Source organism: Methylocella tundrae, from assembly GCF_038024855.1.
Lineage (GTDB): Bacteria > Pseudomonadota > Alphaproteobacteria > Rhizobiales > Beijerinckiaceae > Methylocapsa > Methylocapsa tundrae.
Genome location: NZ_CP139089.1, coordinates 2057972 through 2076691 on the forward strand (window position 1 = coordinate 2057972; position 18720 = coordinate 2076691).

An 18720-nucleotide genomic window follows, 5' to 3' on the forward strand; every position below is an offset into this window, starting at 1 on the left:
AGCTTATCTTAGAGCATGATCTGGAGCGGGGCAGGATTTTCCGCCTGATCGCGCGGCGGGCCTCAAGCGAAGACGGTCACCGCCATCGCGCCGGCGACCGCTCCTGCAAAGAGCGCAAAATCATGCAGCGCCAGCAGGGCGCGAGGCGGCTCGCCGCGCGCGTGAATCCACTGCGTCGCGCCAAGCGTCGCCAGCGACCAGCCGCATCCGCCGACGATCAGCGCGAGATCAAAGCCGCCGGCGCTGGTTTGCAGACGCACCAAGACGCATCCGATCGCCAGCAGACCAAGCCCAAAAAACGTCGTCGGCGCGGCGGGCGGGCGCCACCCGGAGGCTCCGATCACGGCGGCGGGCGCATACATCGCCAGAACATGCCATGCGATCCCGCTCGAGGCGGCGCCAAGGCCCAGGCCGCAACCGGCCATCGCCAGCGGCGCGCCGGTCATCAGCAACATCATGCCGAACCAGGCGAGAGCCGCCGCCGCGGTAACGGCGATAAAACCAGGCGTATCTTGCCTCCAGCGCCGCTCGCCTTCGCCAAGTTCGATCGCGGACGGCAATGGCGCCGCCAGCATAAGGACGCAGACCTGCGCCAGACCCGCGCCGATCAATGCTCCCGCCGGGGCGAGCGGCCCAACCAGAGCTTGCGCGATCCCGACGACGGCGGGCGCGGCAAAAGCGGCAAGGCTCGCAGAACCGAGAACGAGCGCGATCGCGCGGGGGCTCGACCCCACCGCGTGCCGGTAGAAAAGGCCAAAGCCCTGCGCCGTCCCCAGCCAGAAAGCGCCTAGACAAAGGCCCGCGAACTGACCCGACGCAACACCCCACGCGCCTAGGGCGGCGCCTGCGACGCCAAGGCTGGCGCCGAGCGCGAAGGCCGAACGGCGCCCGAAAAGGCCGGTGAGAAACGAGGCTGGAAAGGTCGAGAGCGCGGCTCCCGCCAGCATTAGCACGACAGGCGCGGTCGTCGCGGCGGGCGACGGCGCGAGAATCGCCCCGGCGATCGGCAGAGCGGCGAACGCGAGGGCCTGAGCCAATATGGAAAAGCTGAAGCCGGCCGCGATCAGCGCGAGCGACGGCGATCCCGCGCCCCGCGGCGCTTCATCTGGTAGATCGAAGTCGCAGGAACAGGCGAGCAATCCGGCGCGGCCGCGAACGGCGCTCACGGCGCGATATCATCGTCGGACAGAACGCGCACGGCTGCTCCATCGAGATCTTCATACTGCCCGCTGCGGAGCGCCCATAAAAATCCGCTAAGGCCGACAAAACCGAGCAGCAAGGCCAGCGGCACAAGAAACAACAAAATCGTCATGGCAGGGCCTCGTTGAGCCGCGGCCGGCGGGGCGCCGCCGCCACTGGCGAATTGCGAGACGCCGCCATTCTGGCGCCGCCGCCGCCGGCGCGCAGCGCATTGAGCGTCACTGTGATCGACGAGCCGGACATCGCCGCGGCGGCGATCAAGGGCGTCACCATGCCGGCCATCGCAAGCGGCACCGCGACGAGGTTATAGAGCACTGCGAAGCCGAGATTTTGACGCATGAGCGCCGTGGCGCGGCGCGAAATCTCGATCGTCGCCGCGACGGGCGCAAGCTGGTCGCCGATGAACAGCGCATCGGCGGCCGCCTGGGCGAGCCCGGACGCGGTAATCGGCGATAAGGAGGCATGGGCTGCGGCGAGCGCCGGCGCGTCGTTCATGCCGTCGCCCACCATCATCGGCTTGCGGCCCTGCGCTTTGAGGTCGGCCAAATAGGCGATCTTGTCGCCGGGGCGCATGTCCGCGCGCCACTCGGTGACGCCGAGCGCTTGCGCGCAAGCCTTGACCGCGGGCGCGGCGTCTCCGGAGAGAATCACGATCGGCAGGCCGCGCGCCCGCAGTGAAGCCATGACGGCGGCGGCGTCTGGACGAAGCTTTTGCCGGATGCGAAAGACAGCGGTCGCCGCGCCGCGCCGGAAGGCGATGAGGGATGATTCTGGATGCGATTGCCTGGCGCGCGCGGCTTCCGCCTCGAGGTCGCAAAACTCCGGCGAGCCGAGACGCGCCTCAACGCCGTCGATCACCACGCTGACGCCGGCGCCTGCAATCTCCTGCGCGCCGTTAATTGGCGTTTTCTCCGTCGCGAGGACCGTCAAGGCGCGTGAAAGCGGATGATGGCTCGCCAGCGCGAGCCGAGCGGCGAGTTCAATCACGACTGCCGGCGCTTCATCGACGCCGTCGACGCCAAGTTCCGGCAAGGTCAGGGTCCCGGTCTTGTCGAACACGATCATGTCGACTCCCGCGATGCGTTCGATCGCATCCCCCGCGGTCAGCAGCACCCTGGAGCGGAACAGAGCGCCGGCGGCGACCACCTGGACGGCTGGGACGGCGAGCGCCAGCGCGCAGGGACATGTGATGATGAGCACAGCGATCGCTGTGATGATTGCGTCATGGACCGATGCGCCGGCGAGCAGCCAGAAAACCGCGGTCAACGCCGCCATCGAATGGACGACGGGCGCGTAGAGCCGCGCCGCCCGATCGGCCAGGCGCAGATAGCGGGTCTTTTGCGCCGCCGCTCCGTCCATCAGCCGTTCGATCTCATCAAGCAGCGTCCCTGCCCCGGCGGCGCGCACGCGAATGCGCAGAACGCCGCCAAAATTCAATGTGCCGGCGTATGCTTCGCTACCGGCCGCAACCGCCGCTGGAGTTGTCTCGCCGGTGACGAGACTCTGGTCGACCTCCGACCGGCCTTCGATGATCAGCCCGTCAACCGGAACGCGCTCGCCCGGCCGGACCAGCACGATGTCGCCCGCCTTGAGCGCGACCGCGGGGACATAGGCGATTTCGCCGTTGGCCTCGATGCGGGAGGCGGTCGGCGTCCGCAGGGCCGACAGATTGGCCGCGTAGGAGCGCGTCTTGCGGCGCATCGCCTGGTCAAGGTAGCGGCCGGCAAGAAGAAAGACGAGCAGCATGATCGCGCTGTCGAAATAGGCATGCTCGGAATGGCGCGCCGTTTCAAACACCGACATCGTCAATGCCAGAAAAATGCCGAGCGAAATCGGCACATCCATGTTGAGCGATCGCGCCCGGACGGCGCGGATTGCGCTGCGGAAAAACGGCTGGCCAGCGAAAGCCGCCGCCGGCAGGACGATGAGGCCGGACAGCCAATGAAAGAAGTCGCGCGTTTCGGGCGTGATGTCGCTGACGTTCCCGGCCCACACGGCGACCGACAGCAGCATGACGTTCATCGCCGCGAAGGCTGCGACGGCGAGGCAGCGCAGAAGCCATCGCGCCTTCGCCGCCTCGATATCCTCTTCAGCGACGCGGGGCGCGAACGGATGGACGCGATAGCCGAGCGGCCCCAGCGTTTCGACGACCAAAGCCGGATCGAACCGCGTCCCGCTCCACTCCACGGCCAGACGGCGCTCGGTTAAATTGACGCGGGCTTTCGCCAGGCCGGGCAGCTTAGAGAGCGCCGCTTCGATGACGTGGATCGAGTCCGCCCCATCAATGCCTTCGACCGCGAAGTCCATCCGCCTCGCGCCATCATCCAGACGTTGAACAAAAGCGGTAAGATCGAGCGCCTCGGTCATGATTTTCTCTTATCGCATGCTCTCGATCCAAAAAGATTACGCCTTTTCGCGACCATGCGCCTCTTTTTGACCGCCGCCCACGCAAAGGCGCGCGTTTTCTTTCTGGGCCGCGCCTATTGTAGAGCGACCCGATTCTTCGATTTAAAGACGCGTTCGCCGTCACGCGCGGCTTCAAGAATGACGTCCCATTGGCCTGGGGTCGCATTAAGGCGCCCCCGATAGACGCCGGGCTCAGCTTCGATCAACGACACATCCGCATCGAGCCGCTTATCCGCCGGCGAATCGAACCCGGTCGTGACGCCGAGCCCCGACACAGCCGTTCCTGAACGATCAATCACCCGAACCTCGATCGTCGCTTCGCCCGCGCTGTCGCGCGCCAGATGTTCCGAAACGTTCCAGCCCAGCGCGGCCTGAGCCTGCGCGGCCAAAATGTCCTTTTCATACGCAAGCCCATGCTCGTAAGGGCTGGCTTCGACTTCGCCGCGGAACGTCGAGATTGCGTCATAGGCCATAAGCCCATTGACGGCGAAAACGACGCCGAAACAACCGACCGTGATCGCGAGGACCTTCCGGCCCGTCAGCGGTCGTCCTGGAGCTGCGTCGGAGAAAAGATCCTGGCTGGACATTGATCGCCTTCCTTGAGCTCACGGCGCGAAGAAATTATCCGTCGCGGTGACGGCGCTACCCGTCGAAACATCGGTGATTTTGAATGCGAGTTGCTGGCTCGGCGGCGGATTTGCGCTAGATGGCACGGTGACGAGAACGCGCAGCTCCCGAACCTGATCGGGACCGACCTCTATGATCGGCGCGCCTTGCGTCTCACCGACGCCAATCACGCTTATCGCAGCGCCGCTCGGGCGTTCGACCTGGATCGTAAACCGGCGCGTCGCCGATTCACGATTGACGATATGCGCGGTCAAGGCGTTGCGGATCGAACCGTCTGCAGTCCTGACGAACATCGGGTTGCGATCGTGCATTACGTTCACGCTCATGTTCTGCCGGCCGATCAGAGTGACGAGCATGACGCCGCCAACGAGGGCGATCACAGCCGCGTAGAAGACGGTCCGGCTTCGCACAAGGTTGTACACCGGCGTCTTGCCCGCCAGCCGCCGGCCGAGGTTGACGTCCGTATCATAGGCTATGAGGCGCGGCGGCCGGTCGATCTTCTTCATCACGCTGTCGCAGGCGTCGATACAGAGGCCGCACTGGATACAGCCGAGGTTCGGCCCGTTGCGGATGTCGACGCCCGTTGGACAGACTGCGACGCACTGGCCGCAGTCGACGCAATCGCCGGCCTTTTCGCCATGCGCCCGCAGAACGCTGGATTTCTTGAACGAGGTGCGCGGCTCCCCGCGATCATAGCGGTAGGTTACGTTTAGCGCATTCTCATCGGTCAAGGCCGCCTGAATGCGCGGCCACGGACACATGTAAACACAAACCTGCTCGCGCATGAATCCGGCAAGGACATAGGTCGAGCTTGTGAGAAGGACGATCCAGATCAAAGCCGCCGGCGCGGCCTGGAAGGTCGCCAGTTGATGCACAATCGTCGGCGCATCATTGAAATAAAGAATCCAGGCGCCGCCAGTCCACCAGGCGATCAGCAGCCAGGTCGCATGTTTGAGGACCTTTTGCCGCACCCGTCGAGCCGTCCACGGCCCAGCGTCATTAAGCATGCGTTCGCGGCGATCGCCTTCGAACAGGCGCTCAGTCCAGAAGAACAGGTCGGTCCAGACCGTCTGCGGACAGAGATAGCCGCACCATACGCGGCCCGCGAGGGCGTTCATGAGGAATAGAACCATCGCCGCGAGGATCAGCAACCCCGTGACGTAGTAAACCTCCTGGGGCCAGATCTCGATGGCGAAGAAATAGAACTTCCGATGTGCAAAGTCGACCAGCACTGCCTGATTCGGCGCATCGGGACCACGGTCCCAGCGAACGAAGGGCAGGAAATAGTATATGCCTAGCGTAATGAAGAGGAGAATCCATTTGATCCTCCTGTATGTGCCATGAACGCTTTGCGGATAGACCTTCGGAGCCGATGCATAGAGCGGTATGTCTTCAGGAAGATCATTGCTCGCATGAATTTGCGTCATTTGGCGACTTCATTTGTTTGAAAGAGCGAGGCGGCCTATTTGCCGCCGCCCAGTGTGTGCACGAACACCGTCAGCGCCTTGATCGTTGTCGGATCGAGCCGCCCCTGCCAAGCAGGCATAATGCCGCCCCCTCCGTTTTGGATGCGGTTCAGGATGTCCGCTTTCGTCGAGCCGTAGAGCCACACCTGCGTCGTCAGATTCGCCGCTCCCATTTCGATATTGCCCTTGCCGTCCTCGCCATGACACGGCGAGCAATTGTCCATGAACAATTGCTTGCCCTTGGCAAGATCGGCTCCCTGGTCCGGCGTGTGACCTGAGAGAGTGCGGACGTAGTCGGCGACGTCCGACATCTCCGCCTTGTTCAGAAGGCCGTCGCGACCGAAGGCCGGCATCATGGTGCTGTGCGTGTCAGGATCGGCGGCCCAGCGAGCGCCATGCGTGATTGTTGTCTGGATCTGCTCCAGCGTGCCGCCCCAAAGCCAACGGTCGGCGTTGAGATTGGGATATCCTCTCGAGCCCTGGCCGCCGGCGCCATGACAGGGCGAGCAGTTCTGCGCAAAGGCTGCGCCGCCTTCCGCCCGTGCGAAGGCCAGCAGCTCGGGCGTCTTTTCGATGTCCTGGAGCGAAGCTGCGGCGAGCTTGTCGTTCATGGCGCTCCGCGCGTCCCGCAGGGCTGCGACTTCGCCCGCAACGCTCGCCCGCGAACTCCAGCCGAGCAGGCCCGGCGTCGCGCCGCCGAACCACGGCCACGCAGGGTATAAAATCCAATACCCAATCGCCCACACGATACAGGCGTAAAGGGTGTAGAGCCACCACCGAGGCAACGGCGTGTTGAGCTCCTTGATGCCATCCCAATCGTGGCCAGTCGTCGTCCTTCCGGTCGTGGCGTCGACTTCGCCGACATGTGCATGATCTGCCACGGGCTCAATCCTCTCTCAGCGGAATACGGGAAGCATCATCGAAAGCTTCACGCTTCGATGGCAGCAAAGCGTAAACCAGCGCGATGAAGAAAATCAGCGCGAAATAGATGGTGCCCCAGCTGGCCGCGAACTCCCGCAAAATCTCATATGTGGACATGATCGCGCCTCACCGGATGTTGGCTTTGTCGTCGTAGATCTTGAAATCAACCTGTGTTCCAAGCTGCTGCAGATAAGCGATCACCGCGTCGGCCTCCGTCAGAGGGTGCTTGTCGGCGCCGAGATCGTGAGCCACCGCCTTCGGATAGCGCGCCTGCAAGGCGGCGGCGTTGGGATCATCAGCGGTTCCCTGAGCCTTCAGATCGTCTTGCGCCTTGTCGATCATCTCTTGCGTATAGGGCACCCCCGTCATCGCAAGCGTCTTCATATTCTCGGCGATGTGCGAAGCGTCGAGCGGCGTTTCCTCAAGAAAGCCGTAGGACGGCATAATCGACGCGGGCACGACCGACCGCGGGTCGCGCAAATGATCCCGGTGCCAATCGTCCGAATATTTGCCGCCGATTCGCGCTATATCCGGGCCGTTGCGTTTCGAGCCCCATTGGAACGGATGATCATACATGCTCTCGGCCGCAAGCGAATAGTGGCCGTAGCGCTCGACCTCGTCGCGCAGGGCGCGGATCATCTGCGAGTGGCAGAGATAGCAACCCTCGCGCACATAGATGTCGAAACCGGCGAGTTCAAGCGGCGTCTTCGGACGCACGCCATCGACCTTTTCGATGGTGCTCTTCAGATAGAAGAGAGGAACGACTTCGACGAGCCCACCGATTGAAATCACGATCAATATGCCTATGACCAGGATGATCGAATTCTTCTCGAAGATCGCATGGCGATCCCATAACGAGGGCCTTGGCGCGGGGCTTGGTTGGGTTGAAGACACGATGTTGATCTCCTACTCGGCCGGGGCAAGGCTGGGTTGCGGCGATGGCCTTGATTCCGGCACGGCCTGAGCATCCGGCGAAGCGATGGTCTTGAACAGGTTGTAGGCCATGATGATAGCGCCAACGAGATAGAGGAAACCGCCGAGCGCGCGAATCACATACATAGGATGCAGGGCTTCGGTCGTCTCGATGAAGGAATATTCAAGGAAGCCGAGCGACGTATAGGCCCGCCACATCAACCCCTGCATGATGCCCGCGACCCACATTGCCGAAATGTAGAAGACAATGCCGATTGTCGAGATCCAGAAGTGCCAGTTGACCAGCTTCAGTGAGTAGAGACCCTTGCGATTCCACAACCACGGAACGAGGCAGTAGAGAGCGCCGAATGAGACGTAGCCGACCCAGCCGAGACTACCCGAATGCACATGGCCGATACCCCAGTCGGTGTAGTGGCTCAGCGAGTTGACGACCTTGATCGACATCAAGGGGCCTTCGAATGTCGACATTCCGTAAAAGGCGATGGAGACGACGAGCATGCGTAGCACGGGATCGGTTCTAAGCTTGTCCCAGGCTCCCGAGAGCGTCAACATGCCGTTGATCATGCCGCCCCATGAGGGCATCCAGAGGATGATCGACATTGTCATCCCGAGGGTCTGCGCCCAATCCGGCAGGGCCGTATAGTGCAGATGATGAGGGCCGGCCCAGATATAGAGGAAGATCAGGGCCCAGAAATGAATGATGGACAGCCGATAGGAATAGACCGGGCGCTCGGCGCGCTTCGGAACGAAATAATACATAATGCCGAGAAAGGCTGCCGTGAGGAAGAATCCGACGGCGTTATGCCCGTACCACCACTGGATCATCGCATCCTGCACGCCCGACCAGACGATGTAGGATTTCGGCGAGTAGATCGACACCGGAATCGCGGCGTTGTTTCCGAGCACCAGGACGGCGATCGTGATGATGAACGCCAGATAAAACCAGTTGGCGACATAGATATGCGGCTCGACCCGCTTCATGATCGTGCCGAGAAAAACCGCGAAATAGGTCAACCAGACGGCGACGAGAAGAATGTCGGCGTACCATTCGGGCTCGGCATATTCCTTTGAGTGGGTAATGCCGAGGAGATAGCCCGTGCCAGCGATCACGATGAATACGTTGTAGCCGAGAACGACGAACCAGGGCGCAAGATCGCCGGCGAGCCTTGCGCGGGAGGTGCGCTGCACCACATAAAGAGACGTCGCCAGCAGGACGTTGCCGCCAAAAGCGAAGATGACCGCCGACGTATGCAGCGGCCGCAGCCGGCCGAAGTTGACCCACTGAGCGATATTCAATCCGGGGAAGGCCAGCTCGAGCGCGATATAGACACCGACGGAGAAGCCGGCAACACCCCAAAGAATGGCCGCGACGGTAGAGAATTTGACGGGGCCAAAGTTGTAGTTTGGACGATCATCAATCGTTTGCGGCGGCGGAGCGGCATCGCGGAGCTTGTAGCGTTGAAAGATGCCGTAGATGCCAAGGACGCTTGCGAAGCAAAGCAACACCATGTGGAAGGCGTAGGCGGGCGTCCACGCTTTGAGGGCGATAAAAGCCGTCAACAGCGTCAAAACGCCAAGTGCGATCGTCAGGCCAATCTCGCCGAACGTTAAGCTTTTGGCCGGAGAAAGCGTTTGTGACATGGATAGCGTCCCGTTCGCAGCGTGCACAAAACAAATGGCGCATGCCGGACGTGGACCGCTCCGGCAAGCTGGAGCGCACTTTAGGAGAAAGTTTTGCGCAGAGGCAATGATGCAAATCAAACGCGATCCGCGCCAAAACGTCGCCTATACGGGAACGCGGGCGGGATTTGCTTACAGGCAGAGGCGTTACGATAGCCAGATCGGTTGCACTACGCCATCTGTCTTAGGAGCCAGCGGCGCTGTGTCCGACTGGAGAGCCGCGGCGCCTTCGACACATCAGCGCCGAAGACGCGCCCGCCTTCCATCCAATGAGTCCTGGATGGCGGCGTTCCATGTCGCCGCTCGGGGCGGCCTGTTTATCAAGCGGCGGAATCGGCGGATCGTGACGGATCCCGCGCGGCAAGCAGCCGAACGGCGCTCTTGACATCGAGGTCAAGTCCGGCGCCGCCGTGCTCCAGATGCTCGATGATCTTCGCCCGCATGCTTGGATCCCAGAACTTGGCGAGGTGGTCGGCGATGCCGGCTGCCGGATCCGTATGTCTTTGAGACGAGAAATATTTCCCGATCTGATTGGCCATGTATATCAGTCTGTCAGGCGACATTGGGCATTGCTCGGTCGGTGATGCGTCGTGGATGGGTGAAAATCTCGAACTCCCCTGCCCGCGCGACGGCGATCAAGGTCATGCCGCAAGCCTCGGCGAGACGAATCGCCGCCGCTGTCGGCGCGGAGACCGCGACGATTGCAGGAGCTCCCATCCGCGCCGCCTTCTGGATCAGTTCTATCGAGACCCGGCTCGTCAAAAGAACGAGGCCGTCCTTCGCGGAATGCTTGCCGCGGCGAAGCGCGCCGGCAAGCTTATCCAGAGCATTATGGCGTCCGACATCCTCTCGCAGGGCGAGCAGCCCTTCGCCGGGCGTCCAAAATGCAGCGGCATGAACCGCATGGGTCTGCGCATAAAGGCTTTGTCCGCGGGGCAGCGCGTCCATCGCCGTGCTGATGTCGCCGTACTGGAAAGGCCCTCCGCCGGCGACCGGCGGCGCGGAACGCACGGCTTCTTCGAGACTCTCGATGCCACAGAGCCCGCATCCGGTCGGACCGGCCATGCTGCGCCGGCGCGCTGAATAGGTTTTCGCGCGGTCGTCAGCCAGCCAGGCGCGAAGTTCGACGCCAAGCCGCGTAGCAACGATCTCGAGGCTCGCAATATCCGCTGGATCGTCGATCAACCCCTCCGTCAGCGCGAATCCGATCGCAAAATCCTCGAGATCCGACGGGGTCGCCATCATCACGGCATGGGTGAGGCCGTTGAAAGTGAAGGCGATCGCCGTTTCCTCCGGCGCCGAACGCACAGAAGGGACGAGACGCCCGCCCTTCTGTGCAAGGCACCGAACGCTGACTGCCGGCGGCGGCGGTTCAGCTTCAAAGACGGAATCGCAATCGAGATTGCTCATTCGGCCGCGTCTACCGTTTGGAGAATGCGACGGCTCTGCTCGGCCTGCTTGCGATAGCTCTCCTGCCAGTCGCTCGGTCCGTTGGAGCGCGAGACCTGAACCGCCGTCACCTTGAATTCAGGACAATTCGTCGCCCAATCGGAGAAATCGGTCGTGACCACATTCGCCTGCGTCACCGGATGGTGGAAGGTCGTATAGACCACTCCGGGCGCGACGCGTTCGGTAATCAGAGCGCGCAACGTGGTTTCGCCGGCGCGGCTGTGCAGCTTCACCCATTCGCCATCGTTGATCCCGCGTAATTCGGCGTCATGGGGATGAATTTCGAGGAGATCTTCGGGATGCCAGGCGACATTCTCCGTGCGCCGCGTCTGCGCCCCCACATTATAATGGCTGAGGATGCGTCCCGTCGTCAGCAAGAGCGGGAAGCGCGGCCCTGTCCGCTCGTCCGTCGCGATGTATTCAGTAATGACGAACTTGCCCTTGCCGCGTGAAAACCCGCCAATGTGCATGACCGGGGTCCCTTCCGGCGCAGCTTCGTTGCAAGGCCATTGGATCGAGCCCAATTCATCGAGTTTCGCAAAGGAAACACCGGCGAAGCTTGGCGTTGTCCGAGCGACCTCATCCATGATCTCGCCCGGATGGGCATAATTCATTTCGAAGCCCATTGCGTTGGAGAGCAGCATCGTGATCTCCCAGTCGCCGTAGCCGTTTTTCGGGCTCATCACTTTGCGGACGCGCTGGATGCGCCGCTCCGCATTGGTGAAGGTGCCGTCCTTTTCAAGGAATGTCGAACCCGGCAGGAAGACGTGAGCGTAATTCGCCGTCTCATTCAGAAACAGATCCTGCACGACGACGCATTCCATCGCCTTTAGTCCAGCCGCGACATGATGCGTGTCCGGGTCCGACTGAAGAATGTCCTCGCCCTGGATGTAAATGCCGCGGAATTCGCCCCCGACGGCGGCGTCGAGCATGTTCGGGATTCGAAGGCCGGGCTCATGGTCGATTTCGACGCCCCAGAGGCTTTCATAGACGAGGCGCGTCGCATTGTCCGACACATGCCGGTAGCCAGCGAATTCATGCGGGAAGGAGCCCATGTCGCAGGCGCCCTGGACGTTGTTCTGTCCGCGCAACGGATTGACGCCGACGCCTTCCCGGCCGAGATTTCCGGTCGCCATCGCAAGATTGGCGATGGCGAGCACCGTCGTCGAGCCCTGGCTGTGCTCGGTGACGCCAAGTCCATAAAAGATGGAGGCGTTGCCGCCCGTCGCGTAGAGCCGCGCCGCGCCGCGAATGAGCTCGGCTGGAACGCCCGACACTTTCTCGACTTCTTCCGGACTGTTGCGGGACTCCGAAACAAAGGCCGCCCAGTCCTGGAACTCCGACCAGTCGCAGCGTTCCCGCACGAAGGCCTCGTTGACGAGTCCTTCGGTGACGATGACATGAGCGAGCGCGGTCACCACGGCGACGTTGGAGCCCGGCTTCAAAGCCAGATGGTAGTCAGCCTCGACATGTGGCGTGCGGACAAGGTCAATGCGCCGCGGATCGATGACGATAAGCCTTGCCCCTTCGCGCAGCCGCTTCTTCATGCGGGAGCCAAACACCGGATGGGCGTCGGTCGGATTGGCGCCGATGATCAGCATGACGTCGGTGTATTCGACCGAGTCGAAATCCTGCGTCCCAGCCGACGTGCCGAAAGCCGTATTCAGCCCGTAGCCGGTCGGCGAATGACAGACCCGCGCGCAGGTGTCGACATTATTATTGCCGAAGCCGCCCCGGATGAGCTTCTGAACGAGATAGGTCTCTTCATTGGTGCAGCGCGACGAGGTGATGCCGCCGATGGCGCGTCTGCCATGTTGAGCCTGAATGCGCTTGAACTCCGAGGCGGCGTGGCCAATCGCCTCTTCCCACGAAACCTCGCGCCACGGATCGTCGATCGAGGCGCGGATCATCGGATTCAGAATGCGGTCGCGATGCGTGGCGTAGCCCCAGGCGAAGCGGCCCTTGACGCAGGAATGGCCGTGGTTCGCCTTGCCATCCTTATAAGGAAGCATGCGGACGAGCTCTTCGCCGCGCATTTCCGCCTTGAAGGTGCAGCCCACGCCGCAATAAGCGCAGGTCGTGACGGCCGAATGCTCAGGCAAGCCGGATTCGATCACCGTCTTTTCCATCAAGGTCGCCGTCGGACAGGCCTGCACGCAGGCGCCGCAGGACACGCATTCGGACGCAAGGAAAGATTCATCCTGCCCCGCGGCGACGCGGCTCTCGAACCCACGGCCGTCTATGGTCAGCGCGAAAGTGCCCTGCACTTCCTCGCAGGCTCGCACACAGCGATTGCAGACGATGCATTTGGCCGGATCATAGGTGAAATAGGGGTTCGACTGATCCTTGACCGAATCAAGATGGTTTGCCCCCTCGTAACCATAGCGGACATCGCGCAGGCCGACGGCGCCGGCCTGGGTCTGCAATTCGCAGTCGCCATTGGCGGCGCAGGTCAGGCAATCGAGCGGATGGTCCGAGATATAAAGCTCCATGACGCCTTTGCGCAGAGCTTTGAGACGCGGCGTCTGGGTTTGAACGACCATACCCGGCGCGATCGGCGTGGTGCACGAGGCCGGCGTGCCGTTGCGGCCCTTGATCTCGACAAGGCAGAGGCGGCAGGAGCCGAAGGATTCAAGCATGTCGGTCGCGCAGAGTTTGGGGATCTCGGTGCCCATCTCCATCGCCGCGCGCATGATCGACGTGCCTTCGGGCGCCGTCACCTCGACGCCGTCGATCGTCAGCGTGACCATTTTCTCCGATTTTGCGGCCGGGGTGCCGTAATCGACCTCATTGATAAGGGACATGGCGATCGTCCTCACTCGGCCGCAAGCGCATGGCGCGGCGCAAAATCTTCAGGGAAATGATGAAGCGCGCTCAGCACCGGATAGGGCGCAAAGCCTCCGAGCGCGCAAAGCGACCCGAACTTCATGGTCTGACAAAGGTCTTCAAGGAGAGCGATATTTTCAGCTCCCTTGACGCCGCCGACGATGCGGTCGATGACCTCGACGCCGCGCGTCGAGCCGATGCGGCAGGGCGTGCACTTGCCGCAGCTCTCAATCGCGCAGAACTCCATCGCGAAACGCGCCATCTGCGCCATATCGACCGTGTCGTCGAAAACGACGAGGCCGCCATGCCCGATGAGCCCGTCGCGGGCGGCGAAGGCCTCATAGTCGAAGGGCGTGTCGAACAGCGAGACGGGAAAATAAGCGCCAAGCGGGCCGCCGCATTGAACCGCGCGCACCGGCCGCCCCGACGCCGTTCCGCCGCCGATTTCCTCGACGATCTCGCCAAGGGTCAGGCCGAAAGCTGTCTCGAACAGGCCTCCGTAGCGAACATTTCCCGCGATCTGCAGCGGCATTGTCCCGCGCGAGCGGCCCATGCCGAACCCCGCGTAGAATTCAGCGCCCTTGTCCAGAACGGTCGGCACGGCGACGAGCGACAGGACGTTGTTGACCACCGTCGGCCGGGCGAACAGACCCTTGTGCGCCGGCAGCGGCGGCTTTGCGCGCACGATGCCGCGCTTGCCCTCGAGGCTTTCGAGCAGCGCCGTCTCCTCGCCGCAGACATAGGCGCCGGCGCCCATGCGCAACTCAATGTCGAAGGCATGCCCCGAGCCGAGAATGTCCGCGCCAAGATAGCCGCCAGCGCGCGCGACATCGAGGGCCTGCGAAAAGGTTTTCGCCGCGTGCGGATATTCGGAGCGGCAATAGACATAGCCCTTGCTGGCGCCGACGGCGATGGCGGCGATCGTCATGCCTTCGATCAGGGCGAAAGGATCGCCTTCCATGATCATGCGATCGGCGAAGGTTCCGCTGTCGCCCTCGTCGGCGTTACAGACGATATAGCGGCGGTCCGCTGGCGCGTCGGCGACGGTCTTCCATTTGATTCCAGTGGGAAAGCCTGCGCCGCCGCGACCGCGCAGGCCTGACTTCGTCACCTCGGCGATGGTCGAAGCCGGCCCGATCTCGATCGCCCGGGCAAGCCCGCGCCAGCCCTCGTGGGCCGCGTAATCGGCGAGCGACACCGGATCGATGACGCCGCAGCGCGCAAAAGTCAGGCGCGTCTGCCGGATGAAGAATGGATGATCCTCTGTCCGGCCGATGCGCAGAGGATGGTCGCCGCCCGACATCAATCCCGCGTCGAACAGCGCGGCGACGTCGGAGACTTTGACAGGACCATAGCCGATGCGGCCGCGCTCGGTCTCGACCTCGATCAGCGGCTCCAGAAAGAACATGCCCCGCGAGCCTGTGCGGACGATCTCGACCGACTGCCCGCGCGCCTGCGCTTCGGCCGCGACCTTGGCGGCAATCCTGTCCGCGCCGACCGCGAGAGCCGCGACGTCTTTCGGTATGAAGATTTTTGTCATTGGCGCACCGAATCCACGGCTTCCGCCAGGCTATCGTCATCGAGCCGCGCAAGCGGCTCTCCATCGAGCATCGCCGCCGGCGAAGAGGCGCAAAGACCGAGGCAATAGACAGGCTCGACGGTCAGGCTTCCATCGGCGCTCGACTCATGCCAGTCAATGCCGAGCCCCGCGAGAAAGTTTCGCGCCAGCGCCTCGCTGCCCATGCTCTGGCAGGATTCGCCACGGCAAAGCTTCAGAACGTGTCTGGCGGCGGGCTCGTGACGAAAATCATGATAAAAGGTGATGACGCCATGCACTTCGGCGCGGCTCAGGTTCAGGGCTTCAGCGATCAGCGGGGCCGCGGCGTCGCCGACATGGCCGAATTCTTCCTGCAAGGCATGAAGAATCGGAAGCAATGGACCCTCGAGACCTACGTGTTCGCTGACGATCTCCGCGGCGCGGGTTGCGTTCCAAAGGGCCGCCTCAGCCATACATCCACCCATCTTCTGTTCTTTGTAAGCAGAAGGTGGCGTGACGGGACCGAAAGATCAATGCCGCAGTTTTGTCGCTCGATAGAGACCATCTATAAACGAATGGGGTTTTCCAGCGCCAAAGGCCGCTCCGCCTCAATGCTTCAGCGGAGCATTCTCGCCTCGGGGCCCGGCCGCGCTCGCGCCCCTGCTTGCGCAAGCGCGATCGCGGAGAGATTTCTCTATGTCAGAGGGCGCTTACCGCACAATGACCGCGCCTCGAGGACGGACCACGACCGCGCGATGCGGCGCGACGACGACAGGACGCCTGACGACGGCGGCGCCGCGCACCCCGGCGCAGCCGGCGCGATAAACGCCGCGCGCGCAGACAACGGCTCCGGCCTCCTCAACCGAGGCGATCATCGCTCCGGCGACGATCAGGGCCGCAAAAGCGCTGAAAATCATTATCTTCATAGGAATTCTCCTCGAGTCGCAGCCCGTGAGTGAGCCGCGAGCGTTTCCAGACGTCGGTTTTCTTAATACGGCGCCGTTTGGGGCGCCGGACATCATAGCCTAATGCGTCTTCGTTGCATCCCTATGATTTGTCTTTCGGGCCGGGGATCGAGCGCCTCTTGCTTGGACGGCCAGGGCGCATCACATGTGAATCGGCCGTTGACCTCGCCTTCACACGATTTGATGAACTTTGCCCGCGCCGCCTTCGTTAGTTGAGGAAATCGCAGCGCCCTTCGTCATCTGGCGCGGCATAGGAATGCGAGACGGGACTATGCTGAAAGAGTTTAAGGAATTCGCGCTCCGGGGCAATCTGATTGATCTCGCGATCGGTTTCATCATCGGCGCGGCCTTCAGCGGACTGGTCCAGTCGCTGGTCAACGACATCATTATGCCTATCGTCGGCCGGATTACGGGCGGCGTCGATTTTTCCAATCTCTATATCCAGCTCTCGGGCGAGCCGGAGCCGACCCTCGCTCTGGCGCGGCAGGCGGGAGCGACCCTCGCCTATGGCAATTTCATTACGCTTCTCATCAACTTCCTCATCGTGGCGTTTGTGCTGTTTCTCATCGTCAAAGCGATCAACAAGGTCACGCCGAAACCAAAGCCCGCCTCTGACGAGCCGCCAAAACAGGAGATCCTGCTGCGCGAAATCCGCGATCTCCTGGCGAAGAGGCAATGACCCCCGACGCAATGGCGACTGCCGGCGTCGAGACACAATGTCAATTTTCGGACAAGCCCGGGTGGATCACCGCGCGCCGGGATCGCGATATGAGAGAGAAAATGCGCTGCGCCAGGCGAAACGCCGATGTGGCAAATCTCTGGCATGAAGCGTGCTGAACGAAACGAAAAGCCTGTCGCGCCGCGTATATTGTGACAGGAATCCGACAATGCATCGCGAGCCACGCGCTTGCTATCGCCAACTTCAAGGCTGTCGCTCATGAATTCGCAAGTCGCGCCCCGACCCATTTTCCGACCGGCCCCCGCCATCGACCCCAAAGCTCGGGAATTCAACGCAAAGCTGCGGAGCAAGCTGCGCGGCGCGGGCTTGCGGCCGACGCGTCAGCGCATGGCGCTGGGCGTGCTTTTGTTCGCCAGTGGAGACCGCCACGTCACCGCCGAAAAGCTGCACGCGGAAGCAAAGCAGGCGCGCCCGCCGATCTCCCTTGCGACGATTTACAACGCTTTGAATCAGTTCACCGCCGTGGGACTGTTGCGTGAAATCGCGTTGCAAGGGTCGCGAACCTGGTATGACACCAATACGGGGCCGCATTATCATTTCCTTGTCGAGAATGAAGACGATCTCGTGGATATCCCCCCGGAGGCTATCGGCGTCCTCGGCCTGCCCTCGCCGCCTGACGGGATGGAGATCATCGGCGCCGATCTGATCGTCCGCGTGCGGAAAATCGACCAGGCCCGGTAAGGCCGGACCATTGTCATGACAATTGCAATTGTCGGTTTGTTCGAATTCCGACATTGTTCCAAAGTCTTGAGCGAGCAGAACCAGGATCAAAAGCATATAATTGATGCGCGCACTTCAGTGAGAGCGCGCATGAAAAGAATAATAGCGATGGCGATTGATCTGCTTCAAAGAACGCACTCTCCGATCATGCTGTAAATCTCGCATCACCTGTCATATCGAGGCGTCACGCTCCTCTGTATCAGGAGTGTTGGCATAGGCTTTGCTCTTTTTTCGCCATGGAACTCGAAGTCGCACAAAAACCCAGTTCAGACTTCGAGGTGATCGGAGGCGCTCCAGCCATCGATCGCCTCGTCGAGGTCTTTTATCGAAACATGGATTCGCGCGCGGACGCGCGAGACATCCGCGCCATGCACGCCGCAGATCTCGGACCGACCAAACATATCCTCAAACTCTACCTCGGCGAATGGCTCGGCGGCCCCGCGGAGTACTCGAAGCAACGCGGTCATCCGCGGCTGCGGCAGCGGCATATGCGTATTCCAATCGGTCCCGCCGAGCGGGACGCATGGCTCGCCTGCATGAATGCGGCGCTTGATGAGGTGGTGACGGAGGCAAACCTCCGAGATCGACTGAAGGGCGCCTTCCACAAACTAGCCGATTGGCTTCGCAACGATTTGGAAAATGAACATGACAAGCATCGCTGAAACGCCATTTGGATCGCTCGACGCCGAAGGCCGGCTCCTCAACGCCGTCCTCAAGGGACCGACCGACAAGCCCGGCCGCTTCGGTTATCGCGGGGAAATCGCTTTGAAGTTCGCGCAGCAATTCGCCGATGAAAAGCGCCCGCCGGAACTGACCACCGAACAGGTCATCGCCGTCGCCGACGCCGGCAAGCCGACCATTCCATTTCTGGCCGCCTACCTCTTGTCTTTTGAACATTTGCAAGCTCTCGCCGAGGTGCTCCAAGGCAAGCTGACGCCCGAGGGGAAATATTTCGCCTTCTGCAACAACATCGACCTCCTGAGCAAATATCGGGTCGAAATCGTCGACGTGCCGTTCTACGTTCTGCCGCTCGACGAATCGACGGTCTATAACGAGCTGCTCGAACTGCTCAATCTCGATAAGACGGATCTCAAAAAGCTAAGCGTCGGCGGAAAGACCGACGCCGTGGCGGAGGCGGCCCTAAAGTTTGATGCGAAGTTTGACCCGATAACTTTCGCGCAAGGCGTCGAGCGGATGGGACCGATCCGCAACCGCTACGAGCACAGACCCGTCTAATCCCCAGCCGCGTCC

The 18720-nt window shown here is 62.0% G+C and carries 19 protein-coding genes; 4 read left to right on the forward strand and 15 right to left on the reverse strand.

The genetic code is table 11. From position 1 onward, the window contains the following. Positions 1–62 precede the first annotated feature (62 nt). The 15 genes from SIN04_RS11880 to SIN04_RS11950 all read right to left on the reverse strand — a co-directional run bounded on the left by SIN04_RS11880 (position 63) and on the right by SIN04_RS11950 (position 15971). Complete coding sequence (locus SIN04_RS11880; protein WP_134489423.1) at positions 63–1166, reverse strand: hypothetical protein; 1104 nt, start codon at positions 1164–1166, stop codon at positions 63–65. Beyond that, a complete protein-coding gene (ccoS, locus tag SIN04_RS11885) occupies positions 1163–1312 on the reverse strand; it encodes a cbb3-type cytochrome oxidase assembly protein CcoS (RefSeq protein ID WP_134489425.1) in 150 nt (49 codons plus the stop codon). Before ccoS ends, SIN04_RS11880 begins: the two co-directional genes overlap by 4 nt. After that, complete coding sequence (locus SIN04_RS11890; RefSeq protein WP_134489427.1) at positions 1309–3567, reverse strand: heavy metal translocating P-type ATPase; 2259 nt, start codon at positions 3565–3567, stop codon at positions 1309–1311. Before SIN04_RS11890 ends, ccoS begins: the two co-directional genes overlap by 4 nt. A gap of 113 nt (positions 3568–3680) precedes the next feature. Further along, the gene (locus SIN04_RS11895) at positions 3681–4193 is read right to left on the reverse strand and encodes a FixH family protein (protein WP_341263935.1); all 513 of its coding nucleotides are present in this window, start codon (positions 4191–4193) and stop codon (positions 3681–3683) included. A gap of 18 nt (positions 4194–4211) precedes the next feature. Further along, positions 4212–5660 (reverse strand): cytochrome c oxidase accessory protein CcoG, encoded by a 1449-nt coding sequence (gene ccoG, locus SIN04_RS11900; RefSeq protein ID WP_134489431.1) that lies wholly within the window; start codon positions 5658–5660, stop codon positions 4212–4214. 35 nt (positions 5661–5695) lie between these two features. Next, positions 5696–6580, reverse strand: coding sequence for a cytochrome-c oxidase, cbb3-type subunit III (gene ccoP, locus SIN04_RS11905; protein ID WP_134489433.1), 885 nt, complete (start codon positions 6578–6580; stop codon positions 5696–5698). A gap of 4 nt (positions 6581–6584) precedes the next feature. Further along, positions 6585–6737: a cbb3-type cytochrome c oxidase subunit 3 gene (locus tag SIN04_RS11910; RefSeq protein ID WP_134489435.1), complete on the reverse strand. Its 153-nt coding sequence runs from the start codon at positions 6735–6737 to the stop codon at positions 6585–6587. 9 nt (positions 6738–6746) lie between these two features. Then, complete coding sequence (gene ccoO / locus SIN04_RS11915; protein WP_134489437.1) at positions 6747–7514, reverse strand: cytochrome-c oxidase, cbb3-type subunit II; 768 nt, start codon at positions 7512–7514, stop codon at positions 6747–6749. 12 nt (positions 7515–7526) lie between these two features. Next, positions 7527–9194 (reverse strand): cytochrome-c oxidase, cbb3-type subunit I, encoded by a 1668-nt coding sequence (ccoN, locus tag SIN04_RS11920; protein ID WP_134489439.1) that lies wholly within the window; start codon positions 9192–9194, stop codon positions 7527–7529. A 359-nt stretch (positions 9195–9553) separates the two neighbouring features. Then, positions 9554–9796, reverse strand: a complete 243-nt coding sequence (locus SIN04_RS11925) for a formate dehydrogenase subunit delta (RefSeq protein ID WP_134489441.1) — start codon at positions 9794–9796, stop codon at positions 9554–9556. Then, positions 9786–10643, reverse strand: a complete 858-nt coding sequence (gene fdhD / locus SIN04_RS11930) for a formate dehydrogenase accessory sulfurtransferase FdhD (protein WP_134489443.1) — start codon at positions 10641–10643, stop codon at positions 9786–9788. Before fdhD ends, SIN04_RS11925 begins: the two co-directional genes overlap by 11 nt. Continuing rightward, complete coding sequence (gene fdhF / locus SIN04_RS11935; protein WP_341263936.1) at positions 10640–13486, reverse strand: formate dehydrogenase subunit alpha; 2847 nt, start codon at positions 13484–13486, stop codon at positions 10640–10642. The genes fdhD and fdhF overlap by 4 nt, the downstream gene beginning before the upstream one ends. An 11-nt stretch (positions 13487–13497) precedes the next feature. Continuing rightward, positions 13498–15048 carry a formate dehydrogenase beta subunit gene (locus SIN04_RS11940; RefSeq protein WP_134489446.1) on the reverse strand — a complete coding sequence of 517 codons (1551 nt, stop codon included), beginning with the start codon at positions 15046–15048 and terminating at the stop codon, positions 13498–13500. Next, complete coding sequence (locus tag SIN04_RS11945; RefSeq protein ID WP_244605783.1) at positions 15045–15518, reverse strand: formate dehydrogenase subunit gamma; 474 nt, start codon at positions 15516–15518, stop codon at positions 15045–15047. The genes SIN04_RS11940 and SIN04_RS11945 overlap by 4 nt, the downstream gene beginning before the upstream one ends. A 237-nt stretch (positions 15519–15755) precedes the next feature. Then, positions 15756–15971, reverse strand: coding sequence for a hypothetical protein (locus SIN04_RS11950; protein WP_134489450.1), 216 nt, complete (start codon positions 15969–15971; stop codon positions 15756–15758). 310 nt (positions 15972–16281) lie between these two features. On the opposite strand from SIN04_RS11950, the gene mscL reads away from it, so the two are divergent. From mscL to SIN04_RS11970, 4 genes are all read left to right on the forward strand, one after another. After that, on the forward strand, positions 16282–16689 hold the full coding sequence (gene mscL, locus SIN04_RS11955; protein ID WP_134489452.1) for a large conductance mechanosensitive channel protein MscL: 408 nt from the start codon (positions 16282–16284) through the stop codon (positions 16687–16689). A 258-nt stretch (positions 16690–16947) separates the two neighbouring features. Further along, the gene (irr, locus tag SIN04_RS11960; RefSeq protein WP_134489454.1) at positions 16948–17430 is read left to right on the forward strand and encodes a Fur family transcriptional regulator Irr; all 483 of its coding nucleotides are present in this window, start codon (positions 16948–16950) and stop codon (positions 17428–17430) included. Positions 17431–17705: 275 nt separating this feature from the next. Continuing rightward, on the forward strand, positions 17706–18131 hold the full coding sequence (locus tag SIN04_RS11965) for a group II truncated hemoglobin (protein WP_134489456.1): 426 nt from the start codon (positions 17706–17708) through the stop codon (positions 18129–18131). Further along, complete coding sequence (locus SIN04_RS11970) at positions 18115–18705, forward strand: hypothetical protein (RefSeq protein ID WP_134492477.1); 591 nt, start codon at positions 18115–18117, stop codon at positions 18703–18705. The genes SIN04_RS11965 and SIN04_RS11970 overlap by 17 nt, the downstream gene beginning before the upstream one ends. Positions 18706–18720: the final 15 nt, after the last annotated feature.